This window comes from Amphritea sp. GJ51-11 (assembly GCF_055808735.1).
On sequence record NZ_CM147881.1, the window covers coordinates 4,663,181 to 4,678,694 of the forward strand.

A 15,514-nucleotide genomic window follows, 5' to 3' on the forward strand; every position below is an offset into this window, starting at 1 on the left:
ATATGTCTATTACGTTAAGGGAGGCTTTACAATGAAACACTTAATGAAGCAGCGTGTGTTCACAAACCGGAGTTATTTAGTTGCTGTTGTTGCTAGCCTCCTGTCTTTTCAAGGTGTTGCCTCTACGGTTGCACAGGTGCCGCTATTTTTAGGCGAGGGTAATGTGCCTGGTAATTTAGCCTTAGTGCCATCGGTTGAGTGGCCCACCGTATTAAGTGCCGCGAATATCGGTAGTTACAATGAAAATAGTGAGAGTGTTGGTTATTTTGATTCACATAAGTGCTATCGCTATCAATATGATACCGACGAGGAAAAACGGCATTTTTATCCGGTGAGTGTCACCAGCAACTATAAATGTCCCGGAGACGTTTGGAGTGGTAATTTTTTAAACTGGGCGACTACGCAAACAATCGACCCTTTTCGTTGGGCGTTGACGGGTGGTTATCGTGTGGTTGATACGGAAACAGAAACCTGGCTGCAAAAAGCTCGGCATACGGGTCAAAACACATATTTTAACTATCGCAAAATAGAAGGGACCTCGGTTGTAGGAAATGCGACGCCTTTTTCAACCAATAAGTTCGAATCTTATGTGGCCGGGTTGGGCCATCAGATGAAGTTTGTTTTACCTTCAAACAGTGGCTTCACCAATGAAACAACAGATTCGACGGTTTTTTTGAGGGATACCACTTTTAATTCAGGTTGGAGTAATGGGTTTGGGCTTGATGCCTTAGTGGGCGTAGGTGTAGAAACGTTTACTAACGTGGATTTAGGCTTAGGCCTGGGTGTAGGCTTGGGTGTTGGTCAAACCTCCATACTTTCATCGGATGGTGATGGTAAGGCGCTTGCTGTTTATAGTAGTGGGAATAAAACATTTTCTGCCAACGACGATGCGGATTTTGATAACTTTAAGTTTGAAGGTTGGTACTACGATAATAAATTGCTATCTGTTGGTGCGCTTGATGGAACATTAATAGGAGGCTTAGTTGGTAGTGTAAATTCCATACTTAATACTGCGAATGATCAAATAGCATTACTTGATAGTAACGGTGATGGATATGGTTTTAGTGTTAAGAGAGACAGGATAAGTATCGACCGTTGGGATGATGGTAGTCGTACTCGTATTTCCTCCGGCAGGTCAAGTCTACGGTCTCCTAATAGAGAAGAGAAGTGGGAGCATTCAGGAGCGGAGTGGTATCGTTTTGTATTTGAATCGACAGGCGATAATAAGTATAAATTGACATTTTATGATGCTGGTGGCAATCAGGAAAAAACTATTACTAGCTATAGGGATAACAATCATAATGATTTTGGCCATCTCTATACTCGAAGTGCTTTCATTCTAGATAATAATTATTATCTAGATGATTTAACGATTACTGAAGCGGGCGAAACGACTAAAATTTATGATCCTGCTGGCAGTGATGAATACCTTGCCGCAGTGAGGGTTAAAGTGTGTGACCCTACTGTGGGGGTAGAGAGTAACTGTAAGCAGTATGGTAGCAATTGGAAGCCTGAGGGATTGATTCAGCGCTATTCTGATAATATTCGCTATAGTATTTTTGGTTATCTGAATGATTCGAATATGCTTCGTGATGGAGGCGTGCTGCGGGCGCGCCAGAAATTTGTTGGCCCGACTGAGCTAGATCCTGTGTCAGGCTTAATCACAAATAATAATAAGGAGTGGGATCCGGATACTGGTGTTATGATTCAGAACCCTGACCCCTCCGATGCATCAGATACGGGTTCTTATTATGGAAGTGGTGTTTCCGTCTCGGATAGTGGTGTGCTTAATTATCTGAATAAATTTGGCGAATTAAATACCAATAATTTCAAGAGTATTGACCCTGTGAGTGAGCTGTATTACACAGCGCTGAGATATTATAAACATCAAGGTAATATTGGAGAATATTACACTAAATCACCTGCCCATAACTCAAATCCTGGAAGCACCGAGCGAGCTAAATGGGTTGACGATTTCCCAGTTATTCGCAGTTGGGATGATCCCATTCAGTATGCTTGCCAGAAAAACGTTATTTTGGGTATTGGTGATGTGAATACCCACCGAGATAAAAACTTACCGACTGAGGGATCTACTAGTAGCAAAGATGAACCTGTTAAACCTGATGAAGTTAAAGATGATGATACCGTTGATGTGATCACGGCGACTAACAAAATTGCGGCGCTTGAAGGTATCTCAATTACTACAGGCGCAAACTCTTATTCTGGTCGTAATAACTCTGCCTTTATGGCGGGTCTTGCTTACGATGCCAATACCGTTGATCAGCGCCCTGTTGACTTCGCGGGAACACAGACCATACAAACCTACTGGGTTGATGTGCTTGAGAATCAATATTTACGGAATTTGAGAAATAATCAGTTTTGGTTAACAGCTAAATATGGTGGTTTCGTTGTTCGTAAACACCCGAGTTGTTCCGATTCTAGTTACACCCCGGTAGGCGCTGAGTGTAATGAGCAATCTTTAGGTGATCCTTATAGTCGCACAGCACCGCTGCCTGAATGGTGGTGGTATACCAATACAGATGTGTTAGATCCTGATGAATCAGGTAGTAATTATAAGAGAGCGGACAACTTCTATACCGCCGGCGATGCTCGCAAAATGGTAGATGGTTTAACGGATGCGTTTGCTTCAATTGCGGCGTCGGTGAAAGGTGCTGCATCAGCGTTGACGGCGAATAGCTCGCGTTTAGACACCGACTCCGCACTCTTTAATGCGTTGATGGATTCGACGCTCTGGTCAGGTGACCTAGTTGCCCGTGAAATCAATGCGGCGGGTGTGTTGGCGACAGCGGATACTTGGAGTGTCGCCGATGTGCTGGATTCAGTGGCAGAATCCGAGCTTGCTAACCGTAAAATTTTCACCAGTACTTACGCGACAGAGGACCTTCTGACGGGAGTGACGCTGAATGAGAGCGGTGTTGATTTCAAGTGGGCCGACCTGTCGACAGAACAGCAGGAAATGCTGAAACTTACGCCGGCGGGTGGTGCATTAACAACCGCCGCCGTTGCTCAGAAACGATTAGATTTTCTGCGGGGCAGTCGTGCCGATGAACAAACAATAACTGATACATCGAAGTCATTCAGACGAAGAGGTAGTCGTTTAGGTGATATCGTTAATTCATCACCTCAATATGTAGGACAGAGCAATTATGGTTTTAGTCGCTTAGGCTCTCCGTTTACCACAACCATTCGTGAGGATTATAAAACCTATCGTAGCTCTACTACCTATACGGCTAAGCCGCCTGTTCTGTTGGTAGGGGCAAATGATGGGATGTTGCATGGGTTTAATGCAACCTTAGGTGCTGACGGTGGTAAAGAGTTGTTTGCCTATGTACCGTCGGGTGTCTTCAATAACCTTCATGAGTTGGTCAATCCTGATTATGGGCATCGATATTATGTTGATGGTATTCCTAGAGCGAATGATGCTTGGTTTGCACCAGGTGATGTGCCGTCAGGCGTAACTTCAGGATGGAAAACTGTTGCAGCGGTCACCTTGGGTGCCGGGGGAGCAGGGGTTTCATTATTGGATATTAGTGATCCTGAAAGTATGACCGAGGACGACGTACTCTGGGAGTTTAGACACAAGGATATGGGGGTGTTGATTCAACAGCCGTTTATCTCGCCTCTGCCGAATGGCAAGTTTGGGGTCATTGTGTCGAGTGGCTTTTCACATGGAGCAACTCAGGGGCATATTTGGATCTTGAATGTGGCTGATGGATCGATTATCAAAGATTTCGTGATCCCTACGACTGGTGGCTTAGGCCAGCCTTCTGTACTCGATCTTAACCGGGATAAAATTGTTGATCGATTGATTATTGGGGATACGCTGGGCAATGTTTGGCGGTTTGACCTGAAAGGCGCTTTACCTACACTGTGGACTCCACCGCTTGGCTTATTAAGTGGAGTAACACCGGTGCCATTTTTTGTTGCGAAAGATGCGGATGGTAATGTCCAACCTATAACTGGGCCTATAAACACGGTTTATGATAGTAAGGGCCGTCATATGGTGTTGTTTGGTACAGGTAGTTATTATCTGAGTGGTGACAATGAAGTCCCAGCTTCACCTCAGGTGCAATCACTCTACGGCGTGTTGGATATAGGCTCTGTGATTAGTGATCGGACGAATTTGCTGCAACAGGAGATCTTGTTTGAAGGCTCGATTGGCAGCAATGGTGTACGTGTGACGAGCAAAAATGCGTTTGATTATACATCGGATAAAGGCTGGTATTTAGATCTTGCATTATCCATCTCCGATGGCGGCAGTGGTGCCGTGGGTGAGTTGGTTAATACCCGGCCGGTGTTGCGCCTTGGTCAGGTTCTTTTCGCGACTAAAATACCGTCTTCAGACCCCTGTGCTGTCGGTGGTAGTAGTTGGATTATGGCACTCGATTATGAGACAGGCGCTACGCTGAATAATACGACATTTGATTACAACGGTGATGGGGTATTTGATGTCGATGATTTGGTTGAAGTTCCTGCGACTGATGAGAATGGTCAGCCTACAACAGAGAACTTGATTGGTTCAGGTGTAATGCTCAATCAAGGTGAGGGCGGGTTTACCAACTTAGGTGATGGGTCCTTTGTGAAGGAGGTTGATCCGACTAGCGGAGGGGCTATCAGAGCATGCTTGAGTAGCAGTAGTAGTGAGGCTATCAACTGTCCTGTGTTTAACGGCACATTTAACGAAGGGCGTAAGGCTTGGAGAGAGATTCGATGACTCGAATAAAGCAGGAGCAGGGCTTTACATTGATAGAGCTGATGATCGTTGTCGCTATTGTTGGAATTATTTCGGCTATTGCTTATCCTAGTTATAAGGAGCAAATTGCTCAAAGTCGGCGAGTTGATGCTCAGGGAAGCTTAACCTCTTTAGCTCAATTCCTCGAGCGGCATTATACGGTGAGTGGTGCTTATACCGGTGCGGCTCTGCCGTTTAACGAATCGCCTAGAGATGGCACGGATAAGTATTATGATTTGTCTGTGCCAGCCTCTACAGCCACAACATATACGCTTCGGGCGGCGCCTAAAAATGGCATGGCGGGTGATCGGTGTGGCAACATGACGCTTACCCATACTGGGCAAAAAGGTGCTGCTGAGACGGATTGTTGGTGATTTCTACTGGTCTGTCCTCTTTCAGAATAAAAATACGCGCCTAGGGCGCGTTTTTTATATACTTGTCTCTCTTTTGTACAAACCATAAGGCTTAGAAATGTCTGACTACCTGATAATTGGTGCAGGTGTGATAGGAATGCTGACGGCTAGAGAGCTGGCTCAGTCGGGTGCGAACGTCACGCTGGTGGAGATGAATAATTGCGCTCAGGAGGCCTCTTGGGCGGGTGGGGGGATTGTTTCACCGCTTTACCCTTGGCGTTATTCTGATCCAGTCACGGCGTTAGCGACCTGGTCTCAGAGTAGCTATATCCATCTATCGCAGCAGTTACTTGAGGAAACCGGGCTAGATCCTGAGTTGCGTCTCAAGGGGATGTTTATGGTCGGAGTGGATGATGCCGATGAAGCCCTGGCTTGGGGGCGTCGATATCAAAAACCGATGGAGCGGGTTAGCAGTGATTTTCTTTATCAAAAAGAACCTAATTTGGCGCCAAACTGTGATTCAGCATTGTGGATGCCAGAGGTGGGAAGTATACGCAACCCGCGCTTAGGTCGTTCTTTGCGTCGGAGTATGGAGATCACTACGAATATTGATTTGGTCGAACAAAGCCGCGTGATGAATCTTATCGTCGAGAATGAAGCGGTTATCGGTGTGCAGCTGGCGGATCGAGCACTTTATGGTGATAAAGTTATTGTCGCTGCAGGGGCTTGGAGTGGTGAGTTGCTGGCACCGTTAAACATTGAGTTGCCGGTTGAACCGGTTAAAGGTCAGATGATGATTTTTAAAGCCCCGGTTGGGCTGATTAATCGTGTAGTGTTGATGCAGAACCGCTATCTGATACCCCGTAATGACGGACGGATTCTGGTGGGCAGCACACTGGAACGCGTGGGTTTCGATAAGCAGCCCACTGAAGACGTAAAACAGTCTCTTTATCAGACTGCACTGAATATCTGTCCAGCCTTGAAGGATGTTGAGTTAGAGCATCATTGGGCGGGTTTACGGCCAGGCTCTCCTGAAGGGGTGCCTTATATTGGCGCGGTGCCCGGGTATGATAATTTATATATTAACGCGGGCCATTACCGTAATGGTTTGGTGCTGGCACCGGCCTCTACTCGTTTGTTGGGAGATATCCTGTTGCAGCGGCAGCCGGTGATTGATCCCGCGCCTTATCAATTGATGGGGCGAGTGTAACCTAAAGCGTAAAATGAAAAAGGCCTCAAATGAGGCCTTTGCTTTGTCTGTTGGTTAATCGTAGAGGGTGGGCGTAGGTTGGCGTTTATGCTGGGTTTTAAGGTAGATACTGATTAGCTTATCTTCAACTTCCTGGCTGACCGGTTTGCCCTCGAGAAAGTCATCTATCTGGTCGTAGCTTAACCCCAACGCCGCTTCATCGGCTTTTTGTGGCGCATCGCATTCTAGGTCTGCAGTTGGCGTTTTGTGAATAAGCTGTGCCGGTGCCCCTAGGGCTTCTGCTAACGCTCGAACTTGGCGTTTGCTCAAGCCAAATAGGGGGGCGAGATCGCAGGCACCATCACCATGTTTGGTGTAAAAACCGGTGATATTTTCCGCTGAATGATCGGTTCCCAACACAAGACCACCCAGTAGACCGGCAATTTCATATTGTATGGCCATACGGACACGGGCTTTTACATTACCCTTCGAGAAGTCGATATGGGCAGGATTGCCGGCATCAATACCGGCCGCTTCAAGGGCGCTGAGGGTGGCTGAATGGATGCCGTCGGCGCCGGGCTGAACATTAGCCGTGAGGCAGGTTGAGGGCGCTATAAAGGAAACAGAGGCCTGAGCATCCTCCTCATCCTGCTGTGTGTTATAGGGTAAGCGCACCGCGATGAAACGATAATCGTTGCTGTTACTTTCTTGATTCAGTTGCTTAATTGACAGTTGCGCGAGACGGCCACAGGTCGTTGAATCTACCCCGCCGCTAATTCCTAGAACGAGATGTTTGCAGCCACTGGCAAGCAGTTTGTCTTTAATAAAATCAATTCGGCGTTCGATCTCTGCTGCGGTATCGATCTGAGGTTTAACCTGCATCGCTGCAACAATTGAAGCTCTGTCCATTATCAACTCTCATGGTCTGGGTGTGGGTCTGCCATTCATTCTAAGTGAAAATCTGGGAGGCTGTGAAGTGCTTTTTTTGCGGGTTTGGGTTTGCACCATGATCGGGCAGCGTTGAGTATAAAAAAGGCGCCGATTGGCGCCTTGTGTAACGATTAGTGCAATTATTCAGCGGTTTTTTCTTCGCTATCGAACAGACCGAATGTCAGACGACTAAACCAAGAGCGCTCTTGTGTTGTCGCTGGTTTGTTCTGAGGCTGTTGCACCGGGCGAGATGCTTCGCTGTTTCCAAGCAGGCCGAAGGTCGCGGTATTCAGCAGTGATTCTTTTTTCGCCAGTTGGATGTTGGATTGATAGCCGGGGAAGTTGGCATCCAATACGGCTTGTGAATCTGCCGCAAGATCCGTCATGCCTAGTTCGTTATAAGCCAGTACCATCACGGATAATGCATCCGGTACGGCAGGCGTTTGCTGATAATTCTCGATGACGTAGCGCCCACGGTTCGCCGCAGCCACCCAAGCTTCACGCTTAACATAGTAACGGGCGACATGCATTTCGTGAGTTGCTAAGCGGTTTTTAAGATACGTCATCCGCTTTTGTGCGTCGGGCGCATACTGGCTATTCGGAAAGCGAGAAACCAACTGTTGAAAGCTTTGGAATGAGTCGAGCGCGCTACCGGGATCCCGTTGTGTTTCATCGATGGGTAGGTACTTTTCGAAGAAGGTACGGTCTTTTTCAAAAGCGGTTAGGCCTTTGAGGTAGAGAGCATAATCCAAGTTTTCGTGGTTAGGGTTGAGACGGATAAAACGATCCGCGGTTGCCCTAGCCGCTTCGGGCTCATAGTTTTTATGATAGGCGTAGATCAGTTCAAGCTGGGCTTGCTCTGAGAATTGGCCAAAAGGATAACGGGCTTCGAGGAGTTGCAGCTTTTCAATGGCAGCAACGAAGTTTTCTCCCTCAAGCAGAGTAAGAGCTTCCTGATAGAGCTGTTGTTCAGGAACATCCGGGGCCTCTTTCTCGTCACCACCAAACCATGAACAACCCGATGCTATCAGGGTGATCGAAATAATTGCGAGCAACTTTGCCAGGCGCATAAACATTTATCCTGCTATAAGTGAGAGTTTCCCGTGAGTTAACAGCGGCTACTGTTCGTTTCGGGTATACTGTGCAAAATTAATTCGGCCTATTTAACCATAACCGAATGGCAAGCCAAAGCGTCTCTGCGTTTTCCTTGCGATTAAAGCCCATATTTTCTTAATTTTTCCGAGAGTTAGATAAACCATGACTGAGAAGGTTCAACTTAGCGCTACAGTATCTGATGATCTGATTGGCAAACGATTAGATCAGGCTGTCGCCGAACTTTTCCCCGATTACTCCCGTTCGCGGCTGCAAGGCTGGATTAAGGATGGTTTTTTGACCGTTGATGGTCAGGTAAAACGGCCCCGGGACAAATTATTTGGCGGTGAACAGCTAGAGGTTGATGCCGAGCTTGATGTCATCGATCAGTATAAGGCGGTTGAGATGCCGTTGGATATCGTCTATGAAGATGACGATATTATGATCATCAATAAACCAGCTAATCTGGTGGTTCATCCTGCGGCAGGGCATTGGGAAGATACACTGCTCAATGGTTTATTGCATTATTGCCCGGATATCGCGCAGGTACCTCGGGCGGGTATTGTGCATCGTTTAGACATGGATACTACCGGGTTGATGGTGGTTGCCAAAACGATACAGGCACAAACTGAACTCGTCTCTCAGTTACAGGATCGCTCGATGGGCCGTGAATATGAAGCCGTTGTGGCGGGTGTTATGACCGGCGGTGGAACGGTTAATGAGCCATTAGGTCGCCATTCCCGTAACCGTCAGAAAATGGCGGTGGTTGGTTTAGGGAAAGAAGCGGTCACACATTACCGTGTATTGACTAAGTTTCGTGCCCACACGCATATTCGCTTAAAGCTGGAAACCGGGCGGACGCATCAGATTCGCGTGCATATGTCTTATATCAACTATCCACTGGTTGGTGATCAGCTCTACGGAGGTCGTTTCCGTTTGCCTAAGGGAGTGACGCCACAACTGCTGAACAAGTTAAAAGAGTTTCAACGTCAGGCGCTACATGCGAAACGTTTGGAGTTATTTCATCCCGCTACCGGTGAGCTGATGTCTTGGGAGGTCGATCTGCCGGAGGATATGCAACGGCTACTGAATCGCCTTAAGAAAGATGCGGCGAATCACGAGACTGATCTGTGACATTGATTTCTGCCGATTGGTCAGCGCCACCGCATATTCGAGCCCTAACAACCACGCGGTTGGGTGGCTGTAGTGAGGGTGTGTATCGCTCGTTAAATCTCGGTGATCATGTTGGTGATGCCCCTGAGCGAGTAGCGGCAAACCGTGAATTGTTGAGACAGCAATTACAATGGCAAAAGAAACCACAGTGGTTGTCACAAGTACATGGCACTGGCGTGGTGAAAGCCAGTGATGCAGGGGTTGTTGAAGCGGATGCCTGTTGGACGGATGAGGTCGGTCTGCCCTGCGTAGTGATGACCGCAGATTGTCTGCCCGTTTTTTTCACCGACACGAAGGGGGGCGAGTTGCCGTGGCTCATGCGGGTTGGCGAGGGCTTGTCGACGGTGTTCTGGAGCAAACTTTAACGGTTTTCCCCGACCCTGCCGATGTACTGGTTTGGCTTGGCCCGGCGATCGGCCCAAAGGCGTTTGAGGTTGGCGATGAAGTGCGATCTCAGTTTTGTGATGTTATCGCGGCATCCAACCGCGCCTTTGTTGCAACGGCTACTCCTCATAAATGGTTAGCAGATCTTTATCAGCTTGCTCGATTACGCCTAAATGCCGCCGGTGTTCAGCAGATTACGGGTGGGCAATATTGCACCTTCTCTCAGCCTGAGCAGTTCTTTTCATATCGCCGTGAGGGTGTGACGGGGCGGATGGCGAGTATCATCTGGATTACCTGATCTGAGTCAATGGAATTATATCGTCGGCGGTTGATTAATTTTGACTCGAGTATGATAATAATTCTCATTAACTTTTGAGATATTTCGATGACGCTAATCGAATTAAAAACCCGTCAGCAGGCGCGAATAAAAACGATCGCGGGGCCTGATGCGTTACGCCAGCGACTCGTTGCCTTAGGCGTGCTTAAAGGGTTGAAAGTCACCGTTGCAGCCACCTCTTTACTGGGTAATCCCAGAGTCTACTCTATCGGTAAACAACAGATCTGCCTGCGAAGCAAAGAAGCAAGCCATATTGAGGTGGAGTTGCAGCCCTAATGTCTGATCATCAACCATCCTATACTGTTGCGCTTATTGGTAACCCCAACTGCGGGAAAACCTCACTCTTTAATCAGCTAACAGGTGCTCGGCAGCGTACCGGGAATATGGCGGGTGTTACCGTCACTAGTCGCGAAGGTCATAAAGAGTGGGGAGGGGTTGAGTTTCATTTTATCGACCTGCCGGGTATTTATTCGCTGGCGAATAGTCGGGTCGAGGAGATGGTTGCCCGCGATTACCTAATTGATAGCCCGCCCGATCTGATTTTGAATGTTGTCGATGCGAATAACTTAGCCCGTAATCTCGCGCTAACGTCGCAGCTGTTAGAGCAAGGCCTGCCCGTTGTTATTGCGCTGAATATGCTCGATGAGCTGGAAAAACAGGGTGGTAGTATCGATATTGCGGAGCTGAGTCTCGGCTTGGCTAAGCCCGTGATGGGCAGCGATGGGCGCAGTAATAGCCATATATCGGTGTTGATGGATTTGCTGTTGGAAAACGTCGAGCAACCGGAGGAGCCTCTCGTCATCACTTATGAGCCCCATATTGAGAGTGCTATTTGTGCTTTGGAGGCGGTTGATTTGACCCGTTGGCAAGCGGTTCGTTGGTTGGAATCCGGTGGGAGCGTTGCGCTTACTAATGATAAGCAGGTGGCAGTCGGACAACAAATCCGAGAAATGCTCGCCAGTCGTCATGATGAATCCTTAGCGGAAATGATAGCCGAAGGGCGTTATGGCTATATTCATGGTTTATTACATAAAAGTAGTAGTGAGCATCAAGATCAGTCTGCCGCCGATCATTGGCTTGACCGTCTGACACTGAACCGTTGGTTAGGTGTGCCGATTTTTCTCTTCCTGCTTTGGCTTATGTTTGAAGCAACCTTTACCTTGGGTAGTTACCCGGCCGATTGGATAGATTCAGGGGTTAGTTGGGTGGGGCAACAAGTAGGCGCGTTGATGCCCCCCTCACTGTTGAAAAACCTCATTGTTGAAGGGTTGATTGCAGGAGTTGGCGGAGTGTTGGTGTTTTTGCCAAATGTGGTGTTGCTGTTCTTTTTCATCGCTTTGCTGGAACAGAGTGGTTATATGGCTCGAGCGGCATTTCTCACGGATAATTTGATGAGTAAAGTCGGCTTGCATGGTAAAGCTTTTGTGCCATTGGTCATGGGGTTTGGCTGTAATGTCCCGGCGATTATGTCTGCGAGAACTATTGAAGAGCCGCGTGCTCGGCTGATCACTATCTTGATCAATCCGTTTATGAGTTGCTCTGCCCGGTTGCCGGTGTATGTGTTATTGGCGGGAATCTTCTTTGCTGATCATGCGGGCAGTGTCCTATTTGGTTTATATATGTTGGGCATTTTAGTGGCGTTTACGGTCGCGGCATTGCTGGCTCGTACGATTAGTTCACAGCATGATGAAACTTTTATTATGGAGTTACCGCCTTGGCGTTTTCCTTCCGGACGCTCAATGCTGCTGCATGTTTGGGATAAGGCATCTGATTTCTTGCGTAAGATCGGTGGTGTGATTCTGGTCGGCTCTGTCCTCATTTGGTTATTACAGAGCTTCCCGATGCAAGGCACTCCGTGGTTGGAGCAGCTAGGCCATTTTGTCGCACCGTTGTTTGCGCCGATGGGGTTCGGTTGGCAGGAGACGGTCGCTCTACTGTCTGGTTTTATTGCAAAAGAGGTGATTGCTGCATCGCTAGTGGTTGTTTATCAAACCGATATGAATGATATGACCGGACTACAGGCCGCCTTGGGGAGTGCGCTAGCACCGGCATCGGGCTTAGCGTTAATGGTATTTACCTTATTGTATATGCCTTGTCTTGCTACCATCGCAGCTATTCGGCGAGAAACGGGGAGTTGGCGTTGGGCGGGTGTATCAATATTGATGGGCTTGGTGCTGGCTTGGACGGGGTCTTGGTTAGTATATACCGTGGCTTCATTGTGGATATAGTTAGGAGGGTGACGCTATGACACTGTTCGACTGGATAGTATTGGTGATTGTGGTGGTGTTACTCGGGGCATGGTTTTCCCGTTATCTCTATCGTACCTTCAGCCGTAAATGTAGCAGTAACGGTTGTAGTAATTGTTCGGGTTGCGGCAGTCGCAAGAAAACCTCGTCCAAATAACGTTATAAATATATAAGCGATTACTCATATAGCCTTGAATTCCTCCCGATCTACCCATACTTAGATGAGTAAGAGAACGCAGCCCTCCGTCAGCTTTATTCAAAGCGCATAACAGGTAGGGTGAAACAGATCAGGAGGGGACAATGCAACCCGAACGTTTTACAAGTAAATTACAATCAGCCCTAGGGGATGCTCAATCCCTCGCGGTGGGCAAAGATAATAACTATATAGAACCGGTTCATCTTTTGTTGGCGCTGCTCGACCAGCAGGGTGGTTCTGTAAAGCCTTTGTTGGCTAAGTCTGGCGCCAATGTTAATCAAATTCATTCAGCGGCACAGCAGCTGTTCAGTGATTTACCGCAAGTGGCTAATAGTGATGGGGAAGTGCGCTTTTCTCCTGCCATGGGTAAGTTATTTAATCTGACCGATAAGCTCGCCCAGCAGCGCGGAGATCAATACATTGCCAGTGAGCTTTTTGTGTTGGCGATGCTGGAAGATAAGAGCGGTGTCGGTAAACTGCTTAAAGCTGCCGGTGTAACAAAGCAGCAGCTAGAGCAAGCGATTGGACAAATGCGAGGCGGTGATAGCGTGAATGACCAAAATGCAGAAGAAAACCGGCAGGCGCTGGATAAATTTACCGTAGACCTTACTGAAAAAGCTGAATCAGGCAAGCTCGACCCTGTCATCGGCCGGGATGATGAAATTCGCCGGACGATTCAGGTGCTACAACGTCGAACCAAAAATAATCCGGTATTGATTGGTGAGCCGGGCGTTGGTAAAACCGCCATTGTTGAAGGTTTAGCGCAGCGGATTATTAACGGCGAAGTACCTGAAGGGCTCAAGAATAAGCGCGTGCTTTCTTTGGATATGGGCTCGCTGATTGCCGGTGCTAAGTTCCGAGGTGAGTTTGAAGAGCGGCTTAAGTCGGTTCTTAATGAGCTGTCTAAGCAGGAAGGTCAGGTGATTCTCTTTATTGATGAGCTGCATACGATGGTCGGTGCCGGTAAAGGTGAAGGCTCAATGGATGCGGGTAATATGCTCAAGCCTGCACTGGCGCGGGGTGAATTGCATTGCGTCGGTGCGACAACGCTTGACGAATACCGCCAGTATGTCGAAAAAGATGCTGCGCTTGAGCGTCGTTTCCAAAAGGTGCTGGTGGATGAGCCAAGTGAAGAAGATACCATTGCTATTCTTCGGGGCCTAAAAGAACGTTACGAGATTCACCATGGGGTGGATATTTCCGACTCAGCGATTATTGCTGCCGCAAAACTGTCACAGCGTTATATCACTGATCGTCAGTTGCCGGATAAAGCGATCGACCTGATCGATGAAGCGGGTAGCCGCATTCGTATGGAGATCGATTCCAAGCCTGAGAGCATGGATCGTCTTGAGCGACGTTTAATTCAGCTGAAAATGGAGCGTGAAGCGCTTAAAAAAGAGAAAGATCAGGCTGCAATTAAGCGTTTACAAGAGCTGCAGTCCAATATTGATGTGGTCGAAAAAGAGTATTCAGACTTAGAAGAGATTTGGAAAGCCGAGAAAGTCGTCTTACAAGGCTCTCAACAGATCAAGGAAAAACTGGACCAAGCGCGAACCGAGTTAGAACAAGCCACGCGTTCCGGTGATCTGAGTCGTATGTCCGAATTGCAGTATGGTGTGATACCCGAGCTGGAAAAACAGTTACAAGCCGCTGCCGATGTTGAAGATCAGCCTCAGCAAAATCGACTCTTGAGGAACCGAGTCGGTGAGGAGGAAGTCGCAGAAGTTGTGTCCCGCTGGACAGGTATTCCTGTGTCGAAAATGCTGGAAGGTGAGCGTGAAAAGCTGTTGCGCATGGAAGATGCGCTGCATAAGCAGGTCATCGGTCAGCAAGAAGCGGTGCGTGCGGTATCTAATGCGGTACGCCGTTCCCGGGCAGGCTTATCGGATCCTAATCGCCCCAACGGCTCATTCTTATTTCTTGGGCCAACCGGTGTTGGTAAAACTGAACTATGTAAAGCCTTGGCTGGTTTTCTGTTTGATACTGAAGACGCGATGGTGCGGATCGATATGTCCGAGTTTATGGAGAAGCACTCTGTCGCTCGACTTATTGGGGCACCTCCAGGGTATGTGGGTTATGAAGAGGGTGGTTATCTAACAGAGGCTGTACGACGCAAACCTTATTCCGTGTTGCTGCTGGACGAAGTCGAAAAAGCGCATCCAGATGTTTTCAATATACTATTACAGGTATTGGAAGATGGTCGGCTGACTGATGGTCAAGGGCGCACCGTGGATTTCCGTAATACCATTGTGGTGATGACATCTAACTTAGGCTCCGATCTGATTCAGAACTTTAGTGATGATGACGATTACGACTTAATGAAGAGTGCGGTGATGGAAGTTGTTGGTAATCACTTCCGTCCAGAGGTTATCAACCGTATCGATGAAGTAGTTGTTTTCCATAGTTTACGTAAAGATCAGGTGAGAGGCATTGCAGAGATTCAGCTGAATCGTCTGCGCCAACGACTGACTGAGCGAGAGCTAACATTAACACTAACATCAACGGCAATGGATAAGCTGGTGGATGTAGGTTTTGAGCCGATCTATGGTGCTCGTCCATTAAAACGAGCTATCCAGCAATGGATAGAAAACCCATTAGCGCAGGAGTTGCTAGCGGGTAACTATCTACCCGGTTCAGAAATTGGTGTTGATGTTGAAAACGGGAAGTTTACGTTTCGATAAAAATGACTTGGAGCTTTAATGCTAGCGAGGGGCTTGGTTAATTAGCGATAGAAGCTTAGTTCTTGGTTAGAAAAGCAAAATATGAAAACCGCCGAGAGGCGGTTTTTGTTTTTGGGTAGGCGCTTCTTTCGAGCAAATGACTAAGCAGCGGCTAGCAAGCGGCACTGCTGCGTTTTAATT

General features: G+C 47.9%; 10 protein-coding genes and 1 pseudogene. 9 read left to right on the forward strand and 2 right to left on the reverse strand.

The genetic code is table 11. The features are described 5' to 3' along the window. The first annotated feature begins 31 nt into the window (after positions 1 to 31). The 3 genes from AC0L4K_RS21195 to thiO all read left to right on the forward strand — a co-directional run bounded on the left by AC0L4K_RS21195 (position 32) and on the right by thiO (position 6,316). Positions 32 to 4,735, forward strand: coding sequence for a pilus assembly protein (locus AC0L4K_RS21195; protein ID WP_473267795.1), 4,704 nt, complete (start codon positions 32 to 34; stop codon positions 4,733 to 4,735). Then, positions 4,732 to 5,127: a type IV pilin protein gene (locus AC0L4K_RS21200; RefSeq protein WP_473267796.1), complete on the forward strand. Its 396-nt coding sequence runs from the start codon at positions 4,732 to 4,734 to the stop codon at positions 5,125 to 5,127. Before AC0L4K_RS21195 ends, AC0L4K_RS21200 begins: the two co-directional genes overlap by 4 nt. A 97-nt stretch (positions 5,128 to 5,224) precedes the next feature. Further along, complete coding sequence (thiO, locus tag AC0L4K_RS21205; RefSeq protein WP_417227668.1) at positions 5,225 to 6,316, forward strand: glycine oxidase ThiO; 1,092 nt, start codon at positions 5,225 to 5,227, stop codon at positions 6,314 to 6,316. 54 nt (positions 6,317 to 6,370) lie between these two features. On the opposite strand, the gene nadE is transcribed toward thiO, so the two are convergent. Both nadE and AC0L4K_RS21215 read right to left on the reverse strand, forming a co-directional pair. Beyond that, positions 6,371 to 7,204: an ammonia-dependent NAD(+) synthetase gene (gene nadE / locus AC0L4K_RS21210; RefSeq protein WP_473267797.1), complete on the reverse strand. Its 834-nt coding sequence runs from the start codon at positions 7,202 to 7,204 to the stop codon at positions 6,371 to 6,373. A 161-nt stretch (positions 7,205 to 7,365) separates the two neighbouring features. Continuing rightward, a complete protein-coding gene (locus AC0L4K_RS21215; protein ID WP_473267798.1) occupies positions 7,366 to 8,295 on the reverse strand; it encodes an outer membrane protein assembly factor BamD in 930 nt (309 codons plus the stop codon). Positions 8,296 to 8,482: 187 nt separating this feature from the next. Between AC0L4K_RS21215 and rluD the strand changes: the two genes are divergently transcribed. From rluD to clpB, 6 genes and pseudogenes are all read left to right on the forward strand, one after another. Next, the gene (gene rluD / locus AC0L4K_RS21220) at positions 8,483 to 9,451 is read left to right on the forward strand and encodes a 23S rRNA pseudouridine(1911/1915/1917) synthase RluD (protein ID WP_417227662.1); all 969 of its coding nucleotides are present in this window, start codon (positions 8,483 to 8,485) and stop codon (positions 9,449 to 9,451) included. Positions 9,452 to 9,531: 80 nt separating this feature from the next. Next, positions 9,532 to 10,172, forward strand: a pseudogene (gene pgeF, locus AC0L4K_RS21225) (peptidoglycan editing factor PgeF). An 87-nt stretch (positions 10,173 to 10,259) separates the two neighbouring features. Further along, on the forward strand, positions 10,260 to 10,487 hold the full coding sequence (locus AC0L4K_RS21230; RefSeq protein WP_417227659.1) for a FeoA family protein: 228 nt from the start codon (positions 10,260 to 10,262) through the stop codon (positions 10,485 to 10,487). After that, complete coding sequence (gene feoB / locus AC0L4K_RS21235; RefSeq protein ID WP_473267799.1) at positions 10,487 to 12,439, forward strand: ferrous iron transport protein B; 1,953 nt, start codon at positions 10,487 to 10,489, stop codon at positions 12,437 to 12,439. Before AC0L4K_RS21230 ends, feoB begins: the two co-directional genes overlap by 1 nt. A 16-nt stretch (positions 12,440 to 12,455) precedes the next feature. Beyond that, positions 12,456 to 12,614, forward strand: coding sequence for a FeoB-associated Cys-rich membrane protein (locus AC0L4K_RS21240; RefSeq protein WP_417227655.1), 159 nt, complete (start codon positions 12,456 to 12,458; stop codon positions 12,612 to 12,614). Between the two features lie 143 nt (positions 12,615 to 12,757). Beyond that, positions 12,758 to 15,334: an ATP-dependent chaperone ClpB gene (gene clpB / locus AC0L4K_RS21245; RefSeq protein WP_473267800.1), complete on the forward strand. Its 2,577-nt coding sequence runs from the start codon at positions 12,758 to 12,760 to the stop codon at positions 15,332 to 15,334. Positions 15,335 to 15,514 lie beyond the last annotated feature (180 nt).